This window comes from Alteromonas pelagimontana (genome assembly GCF_002499975.2).
GTDB classification, from domain to species: domain Bacteria; phylum Pseudomonadota; class Gammaproteobacteria; order Enterobacterales; family Alteromonadaceae; genus Alteromonas; species Alteromonas pelagimontana.
This window is the reverse complement of sequence record NZ_CP052766.1, coordinates 2587697-2607971: the sequence shown is the minus strand read 5'-3', so window position 1 is coordinate 2607971 and position 20275 is coordinate 2587697. Positions and strand designations below refer to the sequence as shown.

The following is a 20275-nucleotide window of genomic DNA, read 5'->3' as shown; positions in this document are numbered from 1 at the left end:
ATTTTACCACTGGATTTTTCTAATTAAATAGGTAATTCTTTCGTAATACAATGTTATCGGTTACATGAAATTAATAATGAAGAGTTTTTTGTTTGAGGCAGCGGGTGCCTAATATCAGGGAAGTAGCGGGTTTAGCGGGTGTATCAGTTGCAACAGTTTCACGAACACTGCAGCAGCCCGAACGGGTGTCACCAAAAACGCGTAGCCGCGTGATGTCTGCAATTAGTGAAGTGGGCTATAAACCTAACTTGATGGCCGTAAAGTTTCGCTCTGGCAAAACTCAAAACCTCGTTGTATTGGTGCCTACGGTCGCCAATGTTTTTTTCGCCAGAGTGATTAGCGGCATGCAGGAAGCTGCTGCCGAGCGCGGATACTCCCTTTTGCTGGGCAACACCCTGGGAAATGAAGAAATTGAAGCTGGCTATGCCAAAATGGTGCAAACCTCGCAGGCCGATGGTCTCATACAGCTGCGCGCTCACAACCCTTTCGATAGTTCAATGCTCAAAGATCGTGAGCTGCTGCCGATGGTAAATGCCTGCGAAGTGCTTGATACCAGCTTGTGCCCCGTGGTCACGCTGGATAATCGCACTGCTGCCCGGGCTATGACGCGACATCTCATTAGTCTGGGCCATAAATGCATCGCCTTAATTAAAGGTCCGAAATCGAGCCCCCTTACCCAGGAAAGGCTTGCAGGTTATCGTGATGCACTGGCTGAGGCAGGCATTGCTTTTGATGATGCTCTACTGTTTGCGGGCGACTTTACGTTGCAGTCTGGTCATGAAGCAGCTAAGCATATACTGGCACATAATACGCGGCCCACTGCCGTTTTCTGCGAAAATGATGAAACTGCTATAGGCGCCATGCAAGGATTTAAGCAAGCCGGTTTAAAAATACCTGACGATATCTCAGTGGCCGGTTTCGATGACATAGCCTTTTCAGCGTTTAGCGATCCGCCGTTGACAACTATTGCCCAGCCGGCAGAGGAATTTGGTCATACCGCGGTTAACTTATTAATTGATGTGCTTGATGGCAAAATAAAACGAGCACCCAAAGTGATTATGCCTTATGAGCTAATAGCGCGAGCCAGCACTGGCCCTGCGCCAAGGGCTATCTGAAGGTGTAGCAACAGCATGCTGGCTTACAGGGTATGACAGCGAGCGAAACTAACGAACGGAGAAAAACAATGACTGGCAGTTTCAACAAAACATCCGCTAAGGCAACTGCAGGATGCAACCGAAGACAATTTATAAAAGTGGGCGCTGCGGGGCTTAGCCTGTTAGCTTTACCTTCATCCATTGCATTTGCGGCGCAATCATCTGCAAAAGTTGGTCTCCAGCTATACACGCTGCGGGATATGATGGGTGTAAGCGTGCCTGCCACCCTTAAGCTGGTTTCTGCTGTAGGTTATAAAGAGCTGGAATTTGCCGGTTATTTTAACCATTCCCCCAAAGAGATCCGTAAGCTGGTGGAAGGCGAAGGGATGAGCGCACCTTCAGCTCATATTCCTCTGGACACCTTCCGTCAAGATGGTGTGAACAAAGTCATTGATACTGCTCTTGAGGTAGGCCACAAGTATGTCGTCATTCCTTATTTAACAGAAGAGCAACGCGGCAATTCCATTGATGTTTACAAGAAGCTGGCGCAAGACTGCAACAAATGGGGCGAAGCGTGTAAGAAGCAAGGTTTGACACTGGCCTATCATAACCACGATTTTGAATTCAAAAAGACTGACGGGCAGCTTCCCTATGACGTTTTATTAAATGACGTCCAGGCCGATTTAATGGCAATGGAGATGGATATTTTCTGGGTTGTTAAAGCTAAACAAGATCCTTTAGCCTATTTCAAACAGTACCCCGGCCGCTTTAAACTTTGGCATGTAAAAGATATGGACAAAGCTGGAAATTTCGCCGATGTAGGAACAGGTACAATTGATTTTGCGCCTATTTTTGCTCAGTCAAAGCAGGCGGGCGTTGAACACCGTTTTGTCGAGCGGGATGTCACCAACGACAAACTGGAAACGCTTAAGCAGGGTTATAAAGCCACTTCAGCATTGATTGCCGGGTAATCTTCCGAGTATACCTTATCGCCAGTCATACGTGGCTGGCGATAAACATGCGCATTTCCTACTGACGCCTCAATCATAACGTTTTAAAATTGCCTCGCAGAATTTAAATATAAATTACCATGTTCTATGGTGATAATACCGCTCCGTATCAATCGATAACCGCTCAGAAAAAGTGCGCTGAGTGGGTTGTACAGGTGGTGTTACTAGCTGTGAGAGAAGTATAAATGATAGATTTACTCGGTCAGTTAAGCCGCTGGTTATCCGAATACTATACCCCTATGAGTTTAATGCTCATGGCGACCATTTTGGTGGTATACGGCGATATCATTAACAAACATTTCAAATTACTGTTGGCTCCTTGCCATTTTATCATCCGCACTACCTTATTTGTGCTGCTCTGTGCATTTGGCTATGGTGCCCTCACCTTGTACGGCGCGCCATTTGTACTTCACATTATTAAATACTTGCCGTGGTATCTTCAAGGTATCGGGTTTGTCATGGCGTTTATCATTCTGGGAATACTCGCGGAAAGACGTCGGTATATTTGATACTAATTAGCCTGAATTCTGGATAAGCAGTGCACGCCTCAACAGCACTTTGTTTAGGCCTGCATCGTTGCGCTTCCTAGTTCGAGTCAGCTATGACATGCGTACCCGAGCCTTACTATCCCACTCTTGACAAGCCAATTTCGTGAAGGTTTAGTAGGGTTAGCTCGAACACAATTAGCGCAGCTCAAAAGCTAAGAAGCCAGCGGGTGCAAAGCACCGGCTGGCTTTCTCATAATAATCCGCTACGGCCTAGCTGGCTTTTTGCAGGTAGTCACGGATCACATAGTGCAAGATTCCGCCGTGTTCAAAGTAAGTGAATTCGTTAGCGGTATCGATACGCACATCGGCCATAAAGTGTCGGGTTTCACCGTCGTCAGTAGTTACTGTAACCTGTACGTCTTTTTGCCCTCGTCCGACGACTGAAACGGAGAAGCGCTCGTCCCCCTGAATGCCCAAAGAGTCAGCGTTTTCGCCAGGTTTGAATTGCAGCGGTAATATCCCCATTCCAATCAGGTTGGAACGATGAATGCGTTCGTAGCTCTCTGCTATCACTGCCTTTACTCCCAGCAGCGAAGGCCCTTTAGCCGCCCAGTCACGGCTTGAACCCGTCCCGTATTCCTTACCTCCGATCACCACCGCCGATACGCCATCTTTTTTATAACGCATTGCCGCATGGAAAATTGACATCCTGTCACCGCTCGGATAGTGCGTGGTAGCACTGCCTGTGGTGCCAGGCGCCAGCTGGTTTTTTAATCGTACATTAGCAAAAGTGCCTCGCATCATGACTTCGTGATTACCCCGACGAGAACCATAGGAATTAAAATGTGGGGGTTCAATACCATGCTCTTGCAGATATTGTCCTGCCGGGCTATCGGGCGCAATTGCCCCCGCCGGAGAAATATGATCGGTTGTGATTGAATCTCCCACTTTCACCAGGCACCGTGCATTCTCGATAGCGGTTAAGGCTGAAGGCTCCTTCTTCATTTTCTCAAAAAACGGCGGTTGTTTAATGTAAGTGGACTCTGGCCAGTCGTAAACCGACGCAGTCGAAACCTCAAGATTTCTCCAGACGTCATTGCCTTTGAAGATGTCTGCGTATTTCTGTTTAAACAAATCTCCCGATACAAACTGGTTGATTAAGGATTGGATTTCCTCATTCGTCGGCCATATATCTTTTAAATATACAGGCTTGCCGTCTTTATTCTTCGCTAAGGGCTCTTTAGTAATATCTACTTTCATATTACCGGCTAATGCGTATGCCACCACCAGCGGCGGTGAGGCAAGATAATTGGCGGCGACATCGGGATGAATACGCCCTTCAAAGTTGCGGTTGCCCGACAACACTGACGTTACAGTTAGGTTGGCATCGCGAATAGCTTTGCTGACGGCATCAGGCAGTGGTCCGGAGTTACCGATACAAGTTGTGCAACCATACCCAACTAAATTAAACCCAAGTTTCTCCAGCGGTTCCATTAAACCGGCGTCTTCTAAATATTGCGTGACCACCTGAGAACCCGGTGCTAAAGAGGTTTTCACCCATGGCTTCGATACCAATCCAAGCTCGACGGCCTTTTTTGCCACCAAACCTGCGCCAATCAGAACAGAGGGATTCGAGGTATTGGTACAACTGGTAATAGCAGCAATAACAATAGCGCCGTCCTGCAAATTAAACTTGCTGCCTCTAAAGTCGACAAAAGAATTATGCTCTTCATCAACCTCTGCCATGTCTCCACCTTCAGAAACAAAACGCGCCTCACCTTTCGCGTCAGTTGTATCGACTTGTAATTGATGCCAAGCAGTAAATGCAGCCGCCGCCTTGTCTAAGGCAATGCGATCCTGCGGCCGTTTTGGTCCTGCCAGTGATGGCACGACGTCAGATAAATCAAGATCGAGGCTCTCGTGGTATTCCGCGTCCTTTGAGTTAGCATCGTGCCATAACCCAGCGCTCTTCGCGTATGCTTCAACTAAGGCAATCTGCTCGTCGCTGCGCCCGGTTAACGTTAAATAATCCAGCGCCACTGAGTCCAGAGGAAAGATACCGCACGTTGCACCATATTCCGGCGCCATATTCGCTATCGTGGCACGATCAGCTGTTGTTAAATACTTCATGCCGGGACCGTAAAATTCGACGAACTTACCCACCACGCCATGATTTCTTAACTGTTCAGTGATGGTGAGAACCATGTCGGTCGCGGTAATTCCGGGTGATAATTTACCTGACAACCGAAAGCCTACTACTTCAGGTAACAGCATAGTAACTGGCTGCCCCAACATCGCCGCTTCCGCCTCAATGCCGCCAACGCCCCAGCCGAGAACACCGAGCCCATTGATCATCGTAGTATGAGAATCCGTGCCTACCAGCGTATCGGGATATACCAGAAGATCATCCCCTTCTTCTTTCACAAATGCGCAACGCGCCAGATATTCCAGATTTACCTGATGGACGATGCCCCGACCTGGCGGTACCACTTTAAAATTATCGAAAGAGGATTGCCCCCATTTCAGAAATTGGTATCTTTCCCGATTACGCTCTATTTCAATATCGGTATTTTTAGTTAACGCATTTTCTTCAGCGAAATAATCCACCATCACAGAATGATCAATAACTAATTCAACAGGATTAAGCGGATTGATAGACTGAGCATCTCCACCCAAATTGTTTACAGCGTTCCGCATTGCTGCCAAATCTACAATGGCTGGAACACCCGTGAAATCCTGTAAAATAACCCGCGCAGGGACAAATGAAATTTCATGTTGTATTTTTTCACTAGTGTTCCACTTCGCCACCTGTTCAATATCTTCGCCACGCACAAACTCTTCGCCTTCATGACGAAGAAGATTTTCCAGCAAAATCTTGATACAGAAAGGCAAGCGCTCTAAATCATATTGTTCACTGATCTTATCAAAGCCAACAGCCTTATACCGTTTGCTGCCAACATCTAGATTCGTAAATGATTGATATTTCACGCGTTCACCATCCTTAATTTAATCATTGAATCGCGCCGATTTAGCTGCAAGGCCTGACGCTGAATAACATTACTTTTAATAGGTTCATACGTAAGACTCAGGCTAAAAAGTTCACCTGCCGCCATCGTTAAACTGATCTTGAGGCATTGATACCAGAGCCAGGAGAAATGTTACCCGCGCAATAAAAGAAGCGGTATTTGGCGAGGTCGAAACATTGCCTTCAGGCTGAAGCAGTTATTCGGCCTGTCGTATACTAATTTACATTGATGTGTGATCATTCAGCGCGGACTTATACTACCTAATCGATCAATAATTGATTGTGTTCACTCTCGTAGTGCAGGGCGAAACAGGTATGGCCTTTAAACAAGTTTGCGAAACTGCTGGAGCTGCAGTGCGCCAGCAGAGCCATCAGGAAAGATTTTACGGCTCGAATGAGAAAGCATTCTTGTTATTCGCAGTGGACTAATGGTATTCGCTATATGCATACATTGTCTCGCAATGCCTGTTTTTCATCGGCTTCCTGTTAGCAATGAATAGAACATTCTCGTCACACCGTTGGTCCAGCCAAAGCCGAGCTGCACATCGTATTCTCCACCACCGGCGGCCGTTTCGATGTTACACACATTGTATTTCTCCAGCATCACATGATGCGCCGCGAAATAATGTTCAACGCAATTTAGCCATCGCTCCATCACCTCGCGCGCCAACATGTGATAGCCGTAATTGCGTAAGCCCGCTACTGCAAACCATTGTAGCGGTGCCCATCCGTTAGGCGAATCCCACTGTTGGCCGGTTGTGTTCAGCGTGGTAACCAAACCGCCAGCTTTGAGAAATGAAGACTCCAGATGTCCGGCGATGGTTTGCGCCTGCTCTTCACCTGCAATTTCCGCAAACAAAGGTAAGACCGTTGCCAGCGATTTCACTGAGGTCTGGTGCGCTTTTTGCCAGTTGTAATCTTTAAACAAACCGTCTTTTTCACACCACATATAACGGTGTAGCGCGTGAATACGTTGTTCTGCTTTTTGGCTAAACCTGGCAGCCTGACTATCATCGCCAGATTCCTGATAAAGGCGCGCCAGTTGTCGCTCCAGCATTACTAACAGCGAGTTTACATCCACCGGAACAATCTGGGTGGTTTGAATGGTGTTTAAATCAGCCGGGTCTTCAAACCAGCGTGAACTGAAATCCCAACCAGATTCACATGCAGCTCTAAGATCCCGAAAAAACAGGGCTTGCGATTCTTGCTGATGAATTGCCGCAGCTTCAATATCTTCGCGGTACGATTCCGGTCTTGGCGTAGCAACGTCGTCATAATAACGATTTAACACGCTGCCATCAGGCATTTTCACCACGCGACGAAAAGCCGGCTGAACATCCGTCAGCGCCTCGGCACCATCCATCCAGAATTGATATTCCTGATGTAATCCGTGCAGACAGCGCGCTTTCAGGTCGGCAGTAGCATTGTCCTCCAGCACCAGTTGAGCCAGTAGTCCCATCACCGGCGGCTGACTACGGGTATGATAATAGGCGCGATTTCCGTTCGGAATGCAGCCTACCGATTGTTGAACGGTTAGAAAATTGTTGAGCATTGAGGTTATTAATTTTTCGTGCCCGCTTTCTTTTAAACCCAGTGCGGTAAAATACGTGTCCCAGTAATAAATTTCCCGAAAGCGCCCCCCAGGTACAATATAAGGTTCAGCAAGCGGGATCAGGCTACTGTTATTGTCTTCATCAGGCTGGCGGGTCAGGGTGCTCCACATCACTTCAATATATTCGCTTACCGATTCACACCGCACGTCAGATGTCAGACTAATAGGTTCAGGAATGGTAAAAAAACGGAGAATAAATTCCGCCAGCGAAAAATTAGCCTGCGCTGATTCACTAAGATAAGCGTTAATGGCCGATTGCCAACTGAGTTTGGGACTGGCGTCAGCAAAGGTTTTGCTGTCTTTGAATATGCCGCTTAATTGAACATCCCGAAACAGTTTACTCGTGTAGAAAGGCAGGGACGCCTGCCATGCAGATTGTGGTTCAGACATAATAAGCCTTTAATTCGCTGGGCGGGTCATTGAATGCGACGACCGTTTGAAGAAAAAGAGAGTGACCAGAATTAACACAATGGGAATCAACGAAAAATAAAAAGCCGTCTGCCCTCCCAGTGCTTCAAAAACATAACCGGTAATAATTGAGCCCGTGGTACCACCCAAAGCTGAAAATACTACAATTAACCCTGTCATCGGTGCATGTTGCGGACGGGGTAACGAACTTAACATCACCGAATTAATCACCGGATAAATAGGCGCCATCATCAATCCTATCATCGGCACCAGAAATGCTGCCAAAGGTGCATCAAATAGTGATAAAACAGTGCCTTCAGGAACTCTTGTCGCCAGTGGTAAACTCAACAACATAATCAGCGCCATCAGCACAAGACAGCTATTTAAGAACGGGTACCAGTGAACTTTAGTTAAAATAGCGCCGGCACCGAGGCGACCGATAGCCAGAGAAACAGCAAAAATGCTGGTGATCTGAATACTGATATTGACCGGCAACCCCAGAACCTCACGGTTGAAGGTGGGTAGCCAGGAGCCAATGCCCTGCTCTATCAACACATACAAGAATATGGAAAGGACAAAAATTAGCACCAGTGGTTGATAAGCCAATTTAATCATGGCAACAAAATCGCCCAGTGCCTGACCTGGCAACTCTTCTTTCGCGGGCGTAGTTATAGGAGCTGCCATCACCAAGAGCAGCGCGGCGAGAAGCAGCAAGGCGAGAAAATAATAAACGTTCAACCAACTTGCTGAAGCGGTATTCAGAGGATCAATGAACGCACTGAATATCCAATAACCCGACAGCACGCCAAGCATAAAAATGCCTTCAATGGTGTTCATTAATGAAGAGTGGCTTTTTGTCGAGTCTGTGACTTGTCCGATAATGGCGTAGACTGATACTTTCACTAACGCAAAAGCAGTGCCTACACCGGCGAATAGCAACTTGATGACCCAAAAACTGGCTATAGACGGTGTTAGAGCGCAGAGAATTCCCACCATCGCTAAACCAATCAACATAGCGATTTTATAGCCGATTCGAGGGATGAATGAAGCAATAAGAAAAGACACACCGGCAATGGAAAGATCTTTAAATCCTTCCAACACACTGGCTTCGGGCTTGCTGATATCAAAGGTGTTAATGGACTGCAGAATGACGGTACCGACGCTGTTGAGCAAAATAGCAAAGACAAAATAGCTGGCAGCAATAGCAGCAACAATAAGCAAGCGCGGCATGTGTAAACACCCTGTTAAATTAAATCAGGCTGGAGTCTAGCGTGCTGTTTGAAAAAATGCAATCGTTTGCAAAATCAAGAAGTAGGGTGAGAAGAGCGGCGTTCTATTAACGCAATTTCGACCACCTGCGAGCAAGTCTCTTCGCTGTTAAACTGGCAAATCAACTGTTCAACCATTTTTTCCGCAGCCAATTTAGTGTTTTGCCTCACAGTGGTAAGAGAAGGATGCATCAGCTCTGCCAGGGCAATATCATCGTACCCTACAATACTGACATCTGCCGGAATACCCACGTAGCGCTCTTTCAGCGCTTTTAACGCGCCTAACGCCACCATATCACTTACTGCGACGATGCCATCAAATATTAACCCTTTTTCTCGCACCACATGGTTAATGCAGTTGTAGGCGGCAGTACTGGTGATATCGATAGGAAACGTCAGTGCAGCATTGAAGCTAAGTCCTGCTTCTGCGTGCGCTTTCTTGTAACCGGCGTGCCGCTCACTCATTTCCGCGTGCTCCGGGTCGCCCAAAAATACGATGCGACTGCAACCGCCTGCAATAAGATGGCGGGTTGCGACATATCCGCCGAAGCGATTGTCGCCTCCAACAATCGGGTATGAACTTTGGGTTGTGGGGTCGCCCCAGACTACCAGCGGTACACCACTTCTTGCTGCGGCATCTATTTTGTCGGTGCTTTTGCCCTGCCCGACTACAATCAGTCCATCCGCGCGCTGGCTACTAATGAAATAATTTGCCCAGTCATCGGTGGCCATAAAGGAATTGGAAAGCAGCAACTCGTAGCCTTTGGCGTTTAGCGCCTGATTTAACTCCCCCACCACCTTTAACAAAAACGGGTCGGTGATGCTCTGCTCGGTATGCTCGATCAAATTGAGAATGACAGCGATGACGTTGGTTTTCTGCGTACGAAGCCGGCTTGCAGCAGCATTAACACTATAATTGTGCGCTTTTGCCAATGCCTGAATTCTGGCTCTGGTTTCTTTTTTAATCAGCGGATTATCTTTTAACGCTCTTGATGCGGTGGAGGTAGACACACCCGCTAGCTCCGCCAAACCTGCCAACGTCAGCTTAGATTCTTTTCTCAATATTTTTACTACTCTCGTCTCGGCTTTTTACTTAAAAGAAAACCAGTGAACTGGCTACACGCATTATCCCAGTTTTCAGAGGAAATTTCATTCGCCATCATCTATGTTAATTGGAGCATACAACCAATTTACAAACAGATCGATTTTTTGCAATCGTTTGCATTTTCTAGTTGCAATCGATTGCAACCCGATCTATTTTGTCGCATACCGAACGACAGTTAACAATATTTAACCAAAAGTTGCCTCTCGGTTAACAACTTCATTCTTCACTATTCAGGAGCACACACCATGAATACGTTGTTTTCAAAAAGCCTGCTAACTGGCGCTATTGCCCTCGCATTGGGAAGTCAAACCGCCTTTGCACAAGAAAATACCAATAACAAACCCTCTAAAGATAATACTGAAGTCATTGTTGTGAGCGGTACGCCGGGCGGAGCCGGAATTCGTAAGATAGATGCCAGCTTTGCCGTAACCAATATTGATGCCGGCGACATTGAAAAACTGGCGCCAAAATCGACTGCCGATTTATTCAAGGCGATTCCGGGTGTGTGGGTTGAAAGTTCGGGTGGTGAATCTGGCGCAAACGTATTTGTGCGCGGCTTTCCCGGCGGCGGTGATGCGCCATTTTTGACCATTAGTCTTGAAGGTTCGCCTATTTATCCCGCTTCAACGCTCTCGTTCCTGGAAAACTCGCAAATGTTCCGGATTGATGAAACCATTGAAACCGTTGAAGCATTGCGCGGCGGCCCTAACCCGGTTGTGAGTAACGGGCAACCGGGTTTAACAACCAACTTCCGCTTAAAACGTGGCGGAGAAAACACCGAAGCCGTTGCTAAGTACACCACCTCTGACTATGGCTTGAATAGAGTAGACCTGGTGTTAAGCGGTGCGCTCGCTGACGATTTGTACTATATGGTTGGCGGCTATATCAAAAGTTCTCCGGGTATTCGTGATGCTGGATTTAACTCTGAAGAAGGCAATCAGTTTACCATTAACATTACTAAAGAATTTAAAAATGGCGAGTTGAACCTTTACACTCGCCAAACTGACGATCACGGTGCCTGGTACCTGCCAACGCCATTAAATGTTGATGGCATTGATGCTGAATACACGCAAATTGGTCCGTTAAATCGTCAGGCGACGATCACTTATGGCCCCAACGACACCACCGAAAGCTTCGATTTTGGTGATGGTCGTGGCTGGGACGGCAGTGTGAGTGGCGGTAGCCTGAAACTGGATTTAGGCGGTGGCTGGCAATTAGTTGATCGTTTTAACCTGACCAAAGGCAAAGCAAATACGTTAGGTTTTGTTCCAGAAGGTTCGGCTACCACTGTTGGCGCCGTTGCTGATAACGGAACAACTGCAACCGGAGCGGTTACAAACGCCGTTTATGATGCAGATACCGATATCCAGCAAATTGGTCGCTGGGTGGTGCTGAAGGATGTTGAAGCTTTCACTAATGATATCGCTGTATCCAGGCAGTTCGATAATTTCGACGCATCTGTCGGCGTGTATACGGCAACCACTAAAGCCGAAGACTGGTGGAGCATTAATAATCAGGCCTATTATGTGCTTGCGCCAGGCGGCGAAATGCTTGCGGGGATTGCCTGTAACACAGCGCCTGAAGGCTGTGGCGGGAACTATGATATTGATTCCGTAGGTGATGCTTCGACAACTGCTTTTTATGCCACTACCTCCTGGTATGCCACTGATGATCTCACCGTGGATTTAGGTTTGCGTCGTGAAAATCATGAAGTCAATTACAGCGTAGATGAAGGTTTGGATGGCACTATTGATAAAGCAGTAAGCGATGACATGGATAAAACCTCCTGGACAGCCGGGGTAAATTACGCACTTAACGACTTTAGCGGTGTGTTCGCGCGCGTAAACCGTGGCTATAAGATGCCCTATTTTGATGATTTCCGCGATAACTGGGATGCTTTCAACGCAGGCACTGAATTAATTAAAGAGGTAACACAAGGCGAGCTGGGCTATAAGTACATGAATGACAGCATTCAATTCTTTGCCACCGCGTTCGCTAACGAAGTTAAGGGAGATACGTTTGTCCGCCGTCCAGGCGAGCCTGCAGAAATTCTCACCAATGAAGCCTATGGTATAGAATTAGACGGACACTATAGCCACGATTCCGGTTTTTCAGTGAACCTTAACGGTACCATTCAGGAAACCGAGATTACCGCCAGTGCCACTAACGAAGGTAATGAAGCACAGCGTCAGCCCGGCTGGCAAGTACGGGTAACCCCAAGCTATTCCTTCGATGTCAATGGTATGTATGCCACGGTTTATGGCACAGTATCAGCAGTGGATGATCGCTGGGGTAATAACGAAAATACCGTTGTACTGGAAGGATACGAAAAAATTGATTTGGGCGTAACCCTGGAACCCACCGAAAGTATTAAACTACAGTTATCGGTGGATAATCTCACAGATGAACTTGGCATAACCGAAGGTGATCCAAGAAATCCGGAGTCTCCGAATGGCCGTTATATTATGCCGCGTAGCATTAAGTTCAGCGTGGCCTACATGTTGTTCTAATCGATCGTTATCTTAATGCCCCTGGATAAAAAGCCTGCTCTGCAGGCTTTTTATCACCTGATCAATTGACTCCCCCTCCGAATATCGCTAGTTTTCCCTCCAAAATAGAATTTCTGGTTTTGTTTCATCGCCCATAGTGGCGTTATACTAATCCGCATTAATGAGAAAATAATGAAAATATTGAAAGCAATACTCGCCGTGTCGTTTACCGGCTTCTTCTGTAATACCGCCAGCGCCGACTGGAATTTTGGTGTGTCTTATATGAACTTCTCTGACAATAGCAGCACGCCTACTGCAGAAGTCGTTGAGCAAAACGATGAGTTTAGTGTAAAAGCCATGGCGTTAAGCGTTGGCTATCTTTATTCCATCGGTAATTCCGACTTCAGCGTGATGCCTGAAGCGCGTTACGGCTATGGTTTTGGTGACGACACCATCACCGTCGATGATCAGAAAGTTGTCGTTGAGGCAGATCATTTTGCCGCGTTCAGCCTGCGGGGCATTTATCAATTAAGCAAAAACTTTGTCCTGTTTGCTCAGCCTTCTTACGGCAATTTGAAGTTAAAGGCATCTACTGATGACTCTCGGTTTAGCCAGGATGAATGGCAGTTTGGTATGGGCGCAGGCTTAAGTTACAGCAGCACCCGTTCTGTCGCCTTTGAGGTGATGTATGAGAAATTTGACGATATTGATATTATGTCGGCAGGTGTACGTTTTCGATTCTAGACGGCAGTTCTGCTTTCCGCCTCCTATTAACTTAATTACAAAAACTGGGGCCGCTACTTTTTTGTGACCCGAAGCTCGGGTAATCCGGTAAAAATTCAGACGTGTGAAGTTTTTACCGGAGCCCTCATGCCCTTACTAACAGTCCCCTCTGTCGTCTATTTTGATGTAAATGAAACCATGCTGGATATGTCGCAGGTAAAATCTGCCATTGCCGATGCATTAGGAAATAACGAAGATCTGGTACCGGTATGGTTCTCCACTTTATTACACCATTCGCTGGTGGATTGCGCGAGCGGCGGCTTTCACAACTTTACCGAAATTGGAGCAGCTGCTCTGGTAATGGTCGCGCACAGTCAGGGCATTCAACTCTCCATGGAGGAAGCGACAAACAAAATTACCGGCCCGATGACTTCTATTCCCCCTCATGCTGACGTAAAAGAAAGTCTGATTAAGCTGGCTGAAAAAGGTTTTGTTCTGGTGGCGCTTTCCAATTCCTCACAGCACGGGCTTGAACAGCAGCTAGCCAACGCTGGAATTGCTCCTTATTTCAACTCGGTAATGAGTGTTGAACACTTACGCATATACAAACCTTACCCGCAAGTTTACGAAGCCGCATTGAAGAAAATGAAGATTTCGGCCCAGCAAGGTCTAATGGTGGCAGCTCACGGCTGGGATGTGACTGGGGCGAAAGCAGTAGGTATGCAAACCGCATTTGTGGAGCGCCCGGGGAAAATGATGTATCCGCTGGGCCGTGAGCCGGATATTTCGGTAAAAGATTTAAATGAATTAACTGCAACATTGTTAGCAATGTAGTCGGGCTGATTGTGGCACTACCAGTGCCACAAGGTTCCGTCTTCAAGTCGATTAACCGGCAAACTGGCGCGTTTGTAGGGATATTGTGCCGCGAGCTTCTCGTCTATATCGACACCGTGCCCAGGCGCTTCACCCGGCGTAAAAAATCCTTTTTCAAAGTGATAATCAAACTGGAATACCGATTCCATTTCGTCGCTATGGGGCATATGCTCCTGAATGCCAAAGTTGGGCACCCAATAATCAAAATGCAGTGCGCAGCCCATACACACGGGCGATAAGTCCGTAGCACCATGAAAGCCCGTACGCACATTATACAGACTGGCAAAATCAGCAATTCTGCGCATTTGGGTTATGCCACCAGCGTGAACAATGGTCGCGCGAATGTAATCAATATACTGCTTTTGTATTAATTCCCGACAGTCGTGGATAGAGTTAAATACTTCGCCCACCGCTAACGGCGTGGTAGTGTGTTCACGAATAAGCCTGAAGCTCTCTTGATTCTCTGCAGGAACGGCGTCCTCCATCCAAAACAGATGAAAGGGCTCCAGCGATTTCCCCAGTCGGGCCGCTTCAATTGGTGTCAAACGATGATGTACATCGTGCAGTAAATGGATATCATCACCATATTTATCCCGCACAGCCTGAAATAATTTGGGCACAAAATTCAGATACTTTTCAGTGGACCACACAGTTTCAGTGGGTAAATCGGAATCAGCTGGCTCATAGTTATGGCCTTTTTTTGCTACACCGTAAGTGCTGGCGATACCAGGAATGCCAGATTGTACACGCACCGCCTGGTAACCCTCATCTATCGCTTTGCCCACTTCATCCAGCGTAGCGGCGATGTCGCTGCCGTTGGCATGAGTGTAAGTCATTATTTTATCTCTGCTACGCCCGCCTAACACCTGATATAACGGCAATCCCGCGATTTTGCCTTTAATATCCCACAATGCCATATCAACAGCGGCAATGGCGGTCATACCAATGGGACCGCGACGCCAGTACGCCCCCCGATAAAGATACTGCCAAATATCTTCTATTTGCTGCGGGTCCCGGCCTATTAACGCTGGAATAACGTAATCTTCAAGGTAGCTGACAACTGACTTTTCCCGGCCATTTAACGTCGCGTCGCCAATGCCGTACACGCCTTGATCAGTCATCACTTTAAGAGTGACAAAATTACGTCCCGGCGAACAGACGATGACCTTTGCTTGAGTAATTTTCATCAGTTAGCTCCTTAGGAGATGAATTAGTAAAGTAGATGCGGCAGAAACATGACCAGCGGCGGAAATACTGCCATTATTGTAATCGCTATCAGCACTGCAATAAAAAAAGGCCATGCGTCCTTTACATACGAATCCGTGGGGCATTTCATAATGTTACACACGGTGTACATGGCTATTCCCACCGGTGGAGTTGTGCCGCCAAACGTCACCATGATCATCATCAGAATACCGAAATGGACCGGGTCAATGCCCACAGCTTCAATAACTGGCACCAGAATAGGTGTGAGCAACAGTACGGTAACTGTGCCCTCCATTAACATACCGACGAATAATAACAGCAGCAGACAGGTGAACATCACCAGTAAAGGTTGTTCAGTTAGTGCTGTGACGCTCTGGGCCAGGCTTACCGGCAATTGTTCATAAGCCACCACGTAACCCACCACGCCTGAAGCCAGAATAATCAGCATGATCATGCCAATGTCATTTACGCTGTCTTTAAGAGAGGTAACGATCGTTTGCCAATGCAAATCCCGGTAAACAAATAATCCGATAGCGCAGGCGTAAATCACAGCAAAAGCGCCTGCTTCGGAAGGAGTAAATATGCCGAACCGAATGGTAACAATTAGAATCACCGGGAATAGCAGCGCCCATTTACAGTCGTTCATCGAGCGCAGGATTTCTCGCCCCCCGGGGCGTTTTTGACCCGCCGCCTGATTGGGATAATGCCTCTTAACCTGGCGGTACACGGTAAACATCAGTATAAACATAAGCAAGATACCCGGCACAATTCCGGCAATAAACAGCTGCCCAATCGACACATTGCCGACATATCCATAAAGAATAAGACCAATACTCGGCGGAATGCATGCCGTAATTAACGCGCTAACAGCAATAATGGCGGCGCTGAAACCTCTGCTCAATCCCGAGTCCTGCATTGGCTGGCCCAGAATTCTTGCCTGCATGGCAGCATCAGCAATGGCGGAACCCGAGACGCCTCCCATTAACGCGCTAAGAATAATAGTAACGTGGGCCAGCCCACCCGCTATCCAGGCAACCAACAAATTGGAAAAGCGAATAAGCCGCTCGGTAATACCTGAGTGGTTCATAACATGGCCAGCGAGAATAAAAAATGGCACCGCTAACAGAGGAAAGTTTTGTGAACTGGCCACCATACGCTGCACACCCACCATCAACGGCAGGCTATCAGCCATGGCAAAGTAGCTAAAACCGGCGATAAGCAGACAGAAAGCCAGCGGCATTCCCAGTAATAGCAGCAGCAGAAACAACATCAGCATCATCATAAGCCGGACTCTTCGGGTTTATGATGTTTAGGTGCTATTAAGCGCTGGATAAGCGTGGAAATCATCAGTATTGCGCCAACCGGTAAGGCCAGCGTGACATACTGATAGGGAATGTCAGTACTTCCCAGCGTTCGCTTCGGATTTATCGCAAACAAAGTAAAGCCGTAATAAGCCACTACCAGTAATATCGCAATCATGGCCACATCAAAAATTTGCAATAACACTTGTTGGCGAGCAGGCGTTAATCGCCGCATAAGAATATCTACACTGGCGTGCTCAGAGTGGCGGAAAGTTTGGTTTGCCGCCAACATCGCCAGCCAGACAAATAACAGTTGTGCTACTTCAACCGACCATATGACAGGTATTCCCACTGTTCGCATAACTGCGGCCAAAAATACCAGCAGTACAATGGCGGCTAATAAGCAAACACATATCAGCCGTTCAAACTTGTCCAGCCACTTCATCTGCCGGGCTCCTGCAAATACGCCTGCACCTGTTGGTGTAGCTTTGCGTAACCCAGCTTCGGATAAACTGAACGCGTCGCCTGTTCAAAAGCGTTGGTATCAATATCAGTCACCTCCACGCCTTTTTCCTTCAGCTCTAGTACGATAGAAGCTTCCGCGTGTCTGACAAGATCGCTGGCGTGGTCACCAGCCTTTATAGCAGCCTGAGTAACCACTTTTTGCTGTTTTGGAGTAAGCGCGTCAAACCACTTCTTGCTGCCAACCAAACCGGAAAGTAGCTGGATATGGCCAGTTTTCGTAACATGGCTGACAACTTCGTAAAGTCGCGCGCCCCACATTCCAGTGAACTGGGCTTCGGCGGCATCTATCACTTTTTGCTGCAACCCACTGTAAACTTCTGACCAACTTAGCGGCGTAGGAGTTGCGCCCATAGCCCTGATAGTTTCTATCCAGACTGGCATACCAATCGTTCGCATTCGCACACTGTCTAGATCAGCAGGTTCGGTAACTTTCTTTTGCGTTAACAGATGACGGGCGCCCTGCCACCAGTTAAACGAAAAGATATGCAGTTCGTCTTCCCGGGCCAATGTCTCTGCCCAGTTCGCAAATAACGGCGACGTCACCAGCGTTTTTAGCTCGTTAGCATCTCTCACCAGATAAGGCGCGCTTAATATGCCCAACTCATGCTGATAAATAGAAAGCCTACCGGCGTCTGCCAACACCGCTACATTCGCACCAAGCATGGCTTGTTCAAGCATGTCGTCATCATTACCGAGCTGCGACCCCAGAAACAGGCGGATTTCTATTGAGCGCTGGCTGTTCTGCTCCACCAGCCGCTTAAACTCCTCCAGCCCTTTATACATCGGGTCGTTGCTACTCAGCGCGGTAATCACATTCAATTGAGTTACCGCGCTGGCGCTACCGGGGAATAGCAGAAATAAAATGCTCGTCATTAGGAAGCATAGTTTTCCAGCCAAGGGAGTTCGGCTTGCAGGTTTATCTGTTGCGATGCTTCGGCAACGTATCATCGCCAATGATTACCCTTGTCCTGGTGCATGAGGAAAAGAGAGCGACTGATAATATTCCAGCGATTGTTCAGGTTTTTCCAAACCTTCAGGTATAGGAAGCTCGGCAAACTGCTGAAAGTACAGTACACAGGCATTGCGCCACCAGATAGCTTCTTTCTGCTGAATGGTCATAGCCATTTGCACCTGATGGAACTGCCAAGGGTCGATTTTCCCTTCAAGGCTATCCCAGGTATTCGCCATTTCTTTCACCGTATTCGCGCCTTGATAATACCGATGCACAATTTCGCTCCACAGCGTACGGCCGCTGGAAGCTACGTTGTATTCCCACGGCAGATGATGGAACCATAGCAGGTACTTTTCTGGTGTGGTGGCAGGGTTAGCGTATTCTTCTTTTAACGGTGAAAAATATTGTTCGACAGCATTTACTCCGGAAGGCGAGCGGTCAAAGCCAATCCCTTTGCTGTTTGCCTGGTGATAGTAAACCGAATTCCAATCAGCCCGCCCCAAAGAATCTACCCACGGCGCAGGCCCGTAATGGTGTCCTGCTCCCATAATGTGGTGCAGCCCGAGTGGCGTCATATAGTTTACTGTTGCCTCGTGACTTGCCATCATCATATCCTTAACTTTAGTTACCACTTCATTATCGTTGCTGAGTGTCATACGCACCCATTCGTCCGCCACGGTAGCGCTGCTGATTGACGGATTCCAGGCCATACGGCCGAAAACATACCAGTTGGATTGCAACATAATATGCCCTGTCCAGTTGCGATCCGTGCCGATATTGGCAACGCCCGCCATGCCTGTAATCGGGTAATCGTAAAGCTCGCCATCGATGACGCTGGCAACGGTAGATCCTTTCCCTTTGGCAAAAGTATCGGTTTTCAACACCTCTTCATACATCGGCCCTAAATATACGAAGTGAGTACTGAACCCCAGATACTCCATCGTAATCTGAAACTCCATCATCAAAGGAGTTTGAGGAGTCGCACCAAATAGCGCGTTGACAGGTTCACGCGGCTGAAAATCTATCGGACCGTTTTTTACCTGCACCAACACGTTGTCATCAAACTTGCCGTCCAGGGGTTTGAATTCAGAATATGCCTGCTTTGAGCGCTCTTCATTCTTTTCGTTGGCATAAACAAACGCCCGCCACATGACAACGCCACCGTGAGGCGCCAGCGCTTGTGCCAGCATGTTTGCGCCTTGTGCATGAGTACGACCAAAATCGCCGGGCCCAGGCTGGCCTTCAGAATTGGCTTTTACCAGAAAGCCGCCGAAATCGGGAATGGCCTGATAAATTTCATCTGCCTTGTTCTTCCACCACGCTTGCACTTTTTTATCTAGAGGATCTGAAGATTTGAGACCGCCGATTAACTGTGGCGAACTGAACTTCACAGACAGATACACTTTGATGCCGTAAGGACGGAAAATGTCAGCCAGTGCTTTTACCTTATCTAAATATTGCGAAGTGAGAATGAGAGGATCGGCGTTAACATTATTAAGCACAGTACCATTAATACCGACCGACGCATTGGCGCGAGCGTAATCAAAATAGCGCTGATAGCGGTAATCAGGCAGTTTGTGCCAATCCCAGATGGATTGCCCTGCATAGCCGCGTTCGACGTGACGATCTAGATTATCCCAGTGGTTCAATACCCGTAATTGTGTTTTCGGTGCGCTGCGTAGCGCAACATTCTCAAGGTTTTGCTGGGTTTGCATCAATCGCAGTAAATGAAAGGTGCCGTACAATGCTCCCACATCGGTATTCGCCAGCACGACCAATCGCGGCTTATTTTGCCAGCGAACCTGTTGGATCAGGTAGCCTTCATCACCTAAATCTGCAGTTTCAATTTTTAGTTTTTGTCGATATACCGTGGCATTGTCGCCAGCGGCAACAATAAGGCCTGCCGACTCGGCATCTGTCGCGCTCGCTTCACCAAGCAAACCTTTTAATGCGAAATCCAGCTCATCTTTTATCACCTGGGTAGTCGCTGAGTTTCCGGCAACAAACCAGTTGGCGGCGTGCTGTCGATAAGCCTGCTGTACATCCGCGTTATCAATAGGATCGTATTTGAGCCATAAGCGATAGCCATCTTCGCCCTGCATAATAGAGGAAGCTTGCACCGTCAGCGCAAATAGCCACCCTGCGAGTATTAGAACCAGTTTCATACATCTCTCCAACAGTAGCCGAGCCAGCCTC

At 47.6% G+C, this 20275-nt stretch carries 15 protein-coding genes; 6 read left to right on the top strand and 9 right to left on the bottom strand.

Translation table 11 applies throughout. The annotated features are described in order from the left end of the window. Window positions 1-104 precede the first annotated feature (104 nt). The 3 genes from CA267_RS11435 (at window position 105) to CA267_RS11425 (ending at window position 2613) form a co-directional block, all read left to right on the top strand. Complete coding sequence (locus CA267_RS11435) at window positions 105-1115, top strand: LacI family DNA-binding transcriptional regulator (protein WP_075607361.1); 1011 nt, start codon at window positions 105-107, stop codon at window positions 1113-1115. A gap of 68 nt (window positions 1116-1183) precedes the next feature. After that, window positions 1184-2065, top strand: a complete 882-nt coding sequence (locus tag CA267_RS11430; RefSeq protein WP_075607362.1) for a sugar phosphate isomerase/epimerase family protein — start codon at window positions 1184-1186, stop codon at window positions 2063-2065. A 224-nt stretch (window positions 2066-2289) separates the two neighbouring features. After that, the gene (locus tag CA267_RS11425) at window positions 2290-2613 is read left to right on the top strand and encodes a DUF3392 family protein (RefSeq protein WP_075607363.1); all 324 of its coding nucleotides are present in this window, start codon (window positions 2290-2292) and stop codon (window positions 2611-2613) included. Window positions 2614-2862: 249 nt separating this feature from the next. Here the strand turns inward: CA267_RS11425 and acnA are convergent, their stop codons facing one another. The 4 genes from acnA to CA267_RS11405 all read right to left on the bottom strand — a co-directional run bounded on the left by acnA (window position 2863) and on the right by CA267_RS11405 (window position 9967). Further along, window positions 2863-5580: an aconitate hydratase AcnA gene (gene acnA, locus CA267_RS11420; protein ID WP_075607364.1), complete on the bottom strand. Its 2718-nt coding sequence runs from the start codon at window positions 5578-5580 to the stop codon at window positions 2863-2865. A 509-nt stretch (window positions 5581-6089) separates the two neighbouring features. Continuing rightward, window positions 6090-7619, bottom strand: coding sequence for an alpha,alpha-trehalase TreF (gene treF / locus CA267_RS11415; RefSeq protein ID WP_075607365.1), 1530 nt, complete (start codon window positions 7617-7619; stop codon window positions 6090-6092). 9 nt (window positions 7620-7628) lie between these two features. Next, window positions 7629-8867 (bottom strand): MFS transporter, encoded by a 1239-nt coding sequence (locus CA267_RS11410; RefSeq protein WP_075607366.1) that lies wholly within the window; start codon window positions 8865-8867, stop codon window positions 7629-7631. A gap of 74 nt (window positions 8868-8941) precedes the next feature. Then, window positions 8942-9967, bottom strand: coding sequence for a LacI family DNA-binding transcriptional regulator (locus CA267_RS11405; RefSeq protein ID WP_075607367.1), 1026 nt, complete (start codon window positions 9965-9967; stop codon window positions 8942-8944). Between the two features lie 288 nt (window positions 9968-10255). Between CA267_RS11405 and CA267_RS11400 the strand changes: the two genes are divergently transcribed. From CA267_RS11400 to CA267_RS11390, 3 genes are all read left to right on the top strand, one after another. After that, a complete protein-coding gene (locus CA267_RS11400) occupies window positions 10256-12520 on the top strand; it encodes a TonB-dependent receptor (protein ID WP_075607368.1) in 2265 nt (754 codons plus the stop codon). Window positions 12521-12691: 171 nt separating this feature from the next. Then, a complete protein-coding gene (locus CA267_RS11395; RefSeq protein WP_075607369.1) occupies window positions 12692-13243 on the top strand; it encodes an outer membrane protein in 552 nt (183 codons plus the stop codon). A gap of 126 nt (window positions 13244-13369) precedes the next feature. Further along, window positions 13370-14056, top strand: a complete 687-nt coding sequence (locus CA267_RS11390; RefSeq protein WP_075607370.1) for a haloacid dehalogenase type II — start codon at window positions 13370-13372, stop codon at window positions 14054-14056. A gap of 17 nt (window positions 14057-14073) precedes the next feature. Here CA267_RS11390 and manD read toward each other — a convergent pair whose 3' ends face one another. The 5 genes from manD to CA267_RS11365 all read right to left on the bottom strand — a co-directional run bounded on the left by manD (window position 14074) and on the right by CA267_RS11365 (window position 20244). Beyond that, window positions 14074-15282, bottom strand: coding sequence for a D-mannonate dehydratase ManD (manD, locus tag CA267_RS11385; RefSeq protein WP_075607371.1), 1209 nt, complete (start codon window positions 15280-15282; stop codon window positions 14074-14076). Between the two features lie 23 nt (window positions 15283-15305). Continuing rightward, window positions 15306-16583, bottom strand: a complete 1278-nt coding sequence (locus CA267_RS11380) for a TRAP transporter large permease (RefSeq protein WP_075607372.1) — start codon at window positions 16581-16583, stop codon at window positions 15306-15308. Then, window positions 16580-17047 (bottom strand): TRAP transporter small permease, encoded by a 468-nt coding sequence (locus tag CA267_RS11375; RefSeq protein WP_075607373.1) that lies wholly within the window; start codon window positions 17045-17047, stop codon window positions 16580-16582. Before CA267_RS11375 ends, CA267_RS11380 begins: the two co-directional genes overlap by 4 nt. After that, entirely contained in the window at window positions 17044-18000 is a 957-nt protein-coding gene (locus CA267_RS11370; RefSeq protein ID WP_075607374.1) for a C4-dicarboxylate TRAP transporter substrate-binding protein, read from the bottom strand. Before CA267_RS11370 ends, CA267_RS11375 begins: the two co-directional genes overlap by 4 nt. Window positions 18001-18084: 84 nt before the next feature. Then, complete coding sequence (locus CA267_RS11365; RefSeq protein ID WP_075607375.1) at window positions 18085-20244, bottom strand: alpha-glucuronidase family glycosyl hydrolase; 2160 nt, start codon at window positions 20242-20244, stop codon at window positions 18085-18087. Window positions 20245-20275 lie beyond the last annotated feature (31 nt).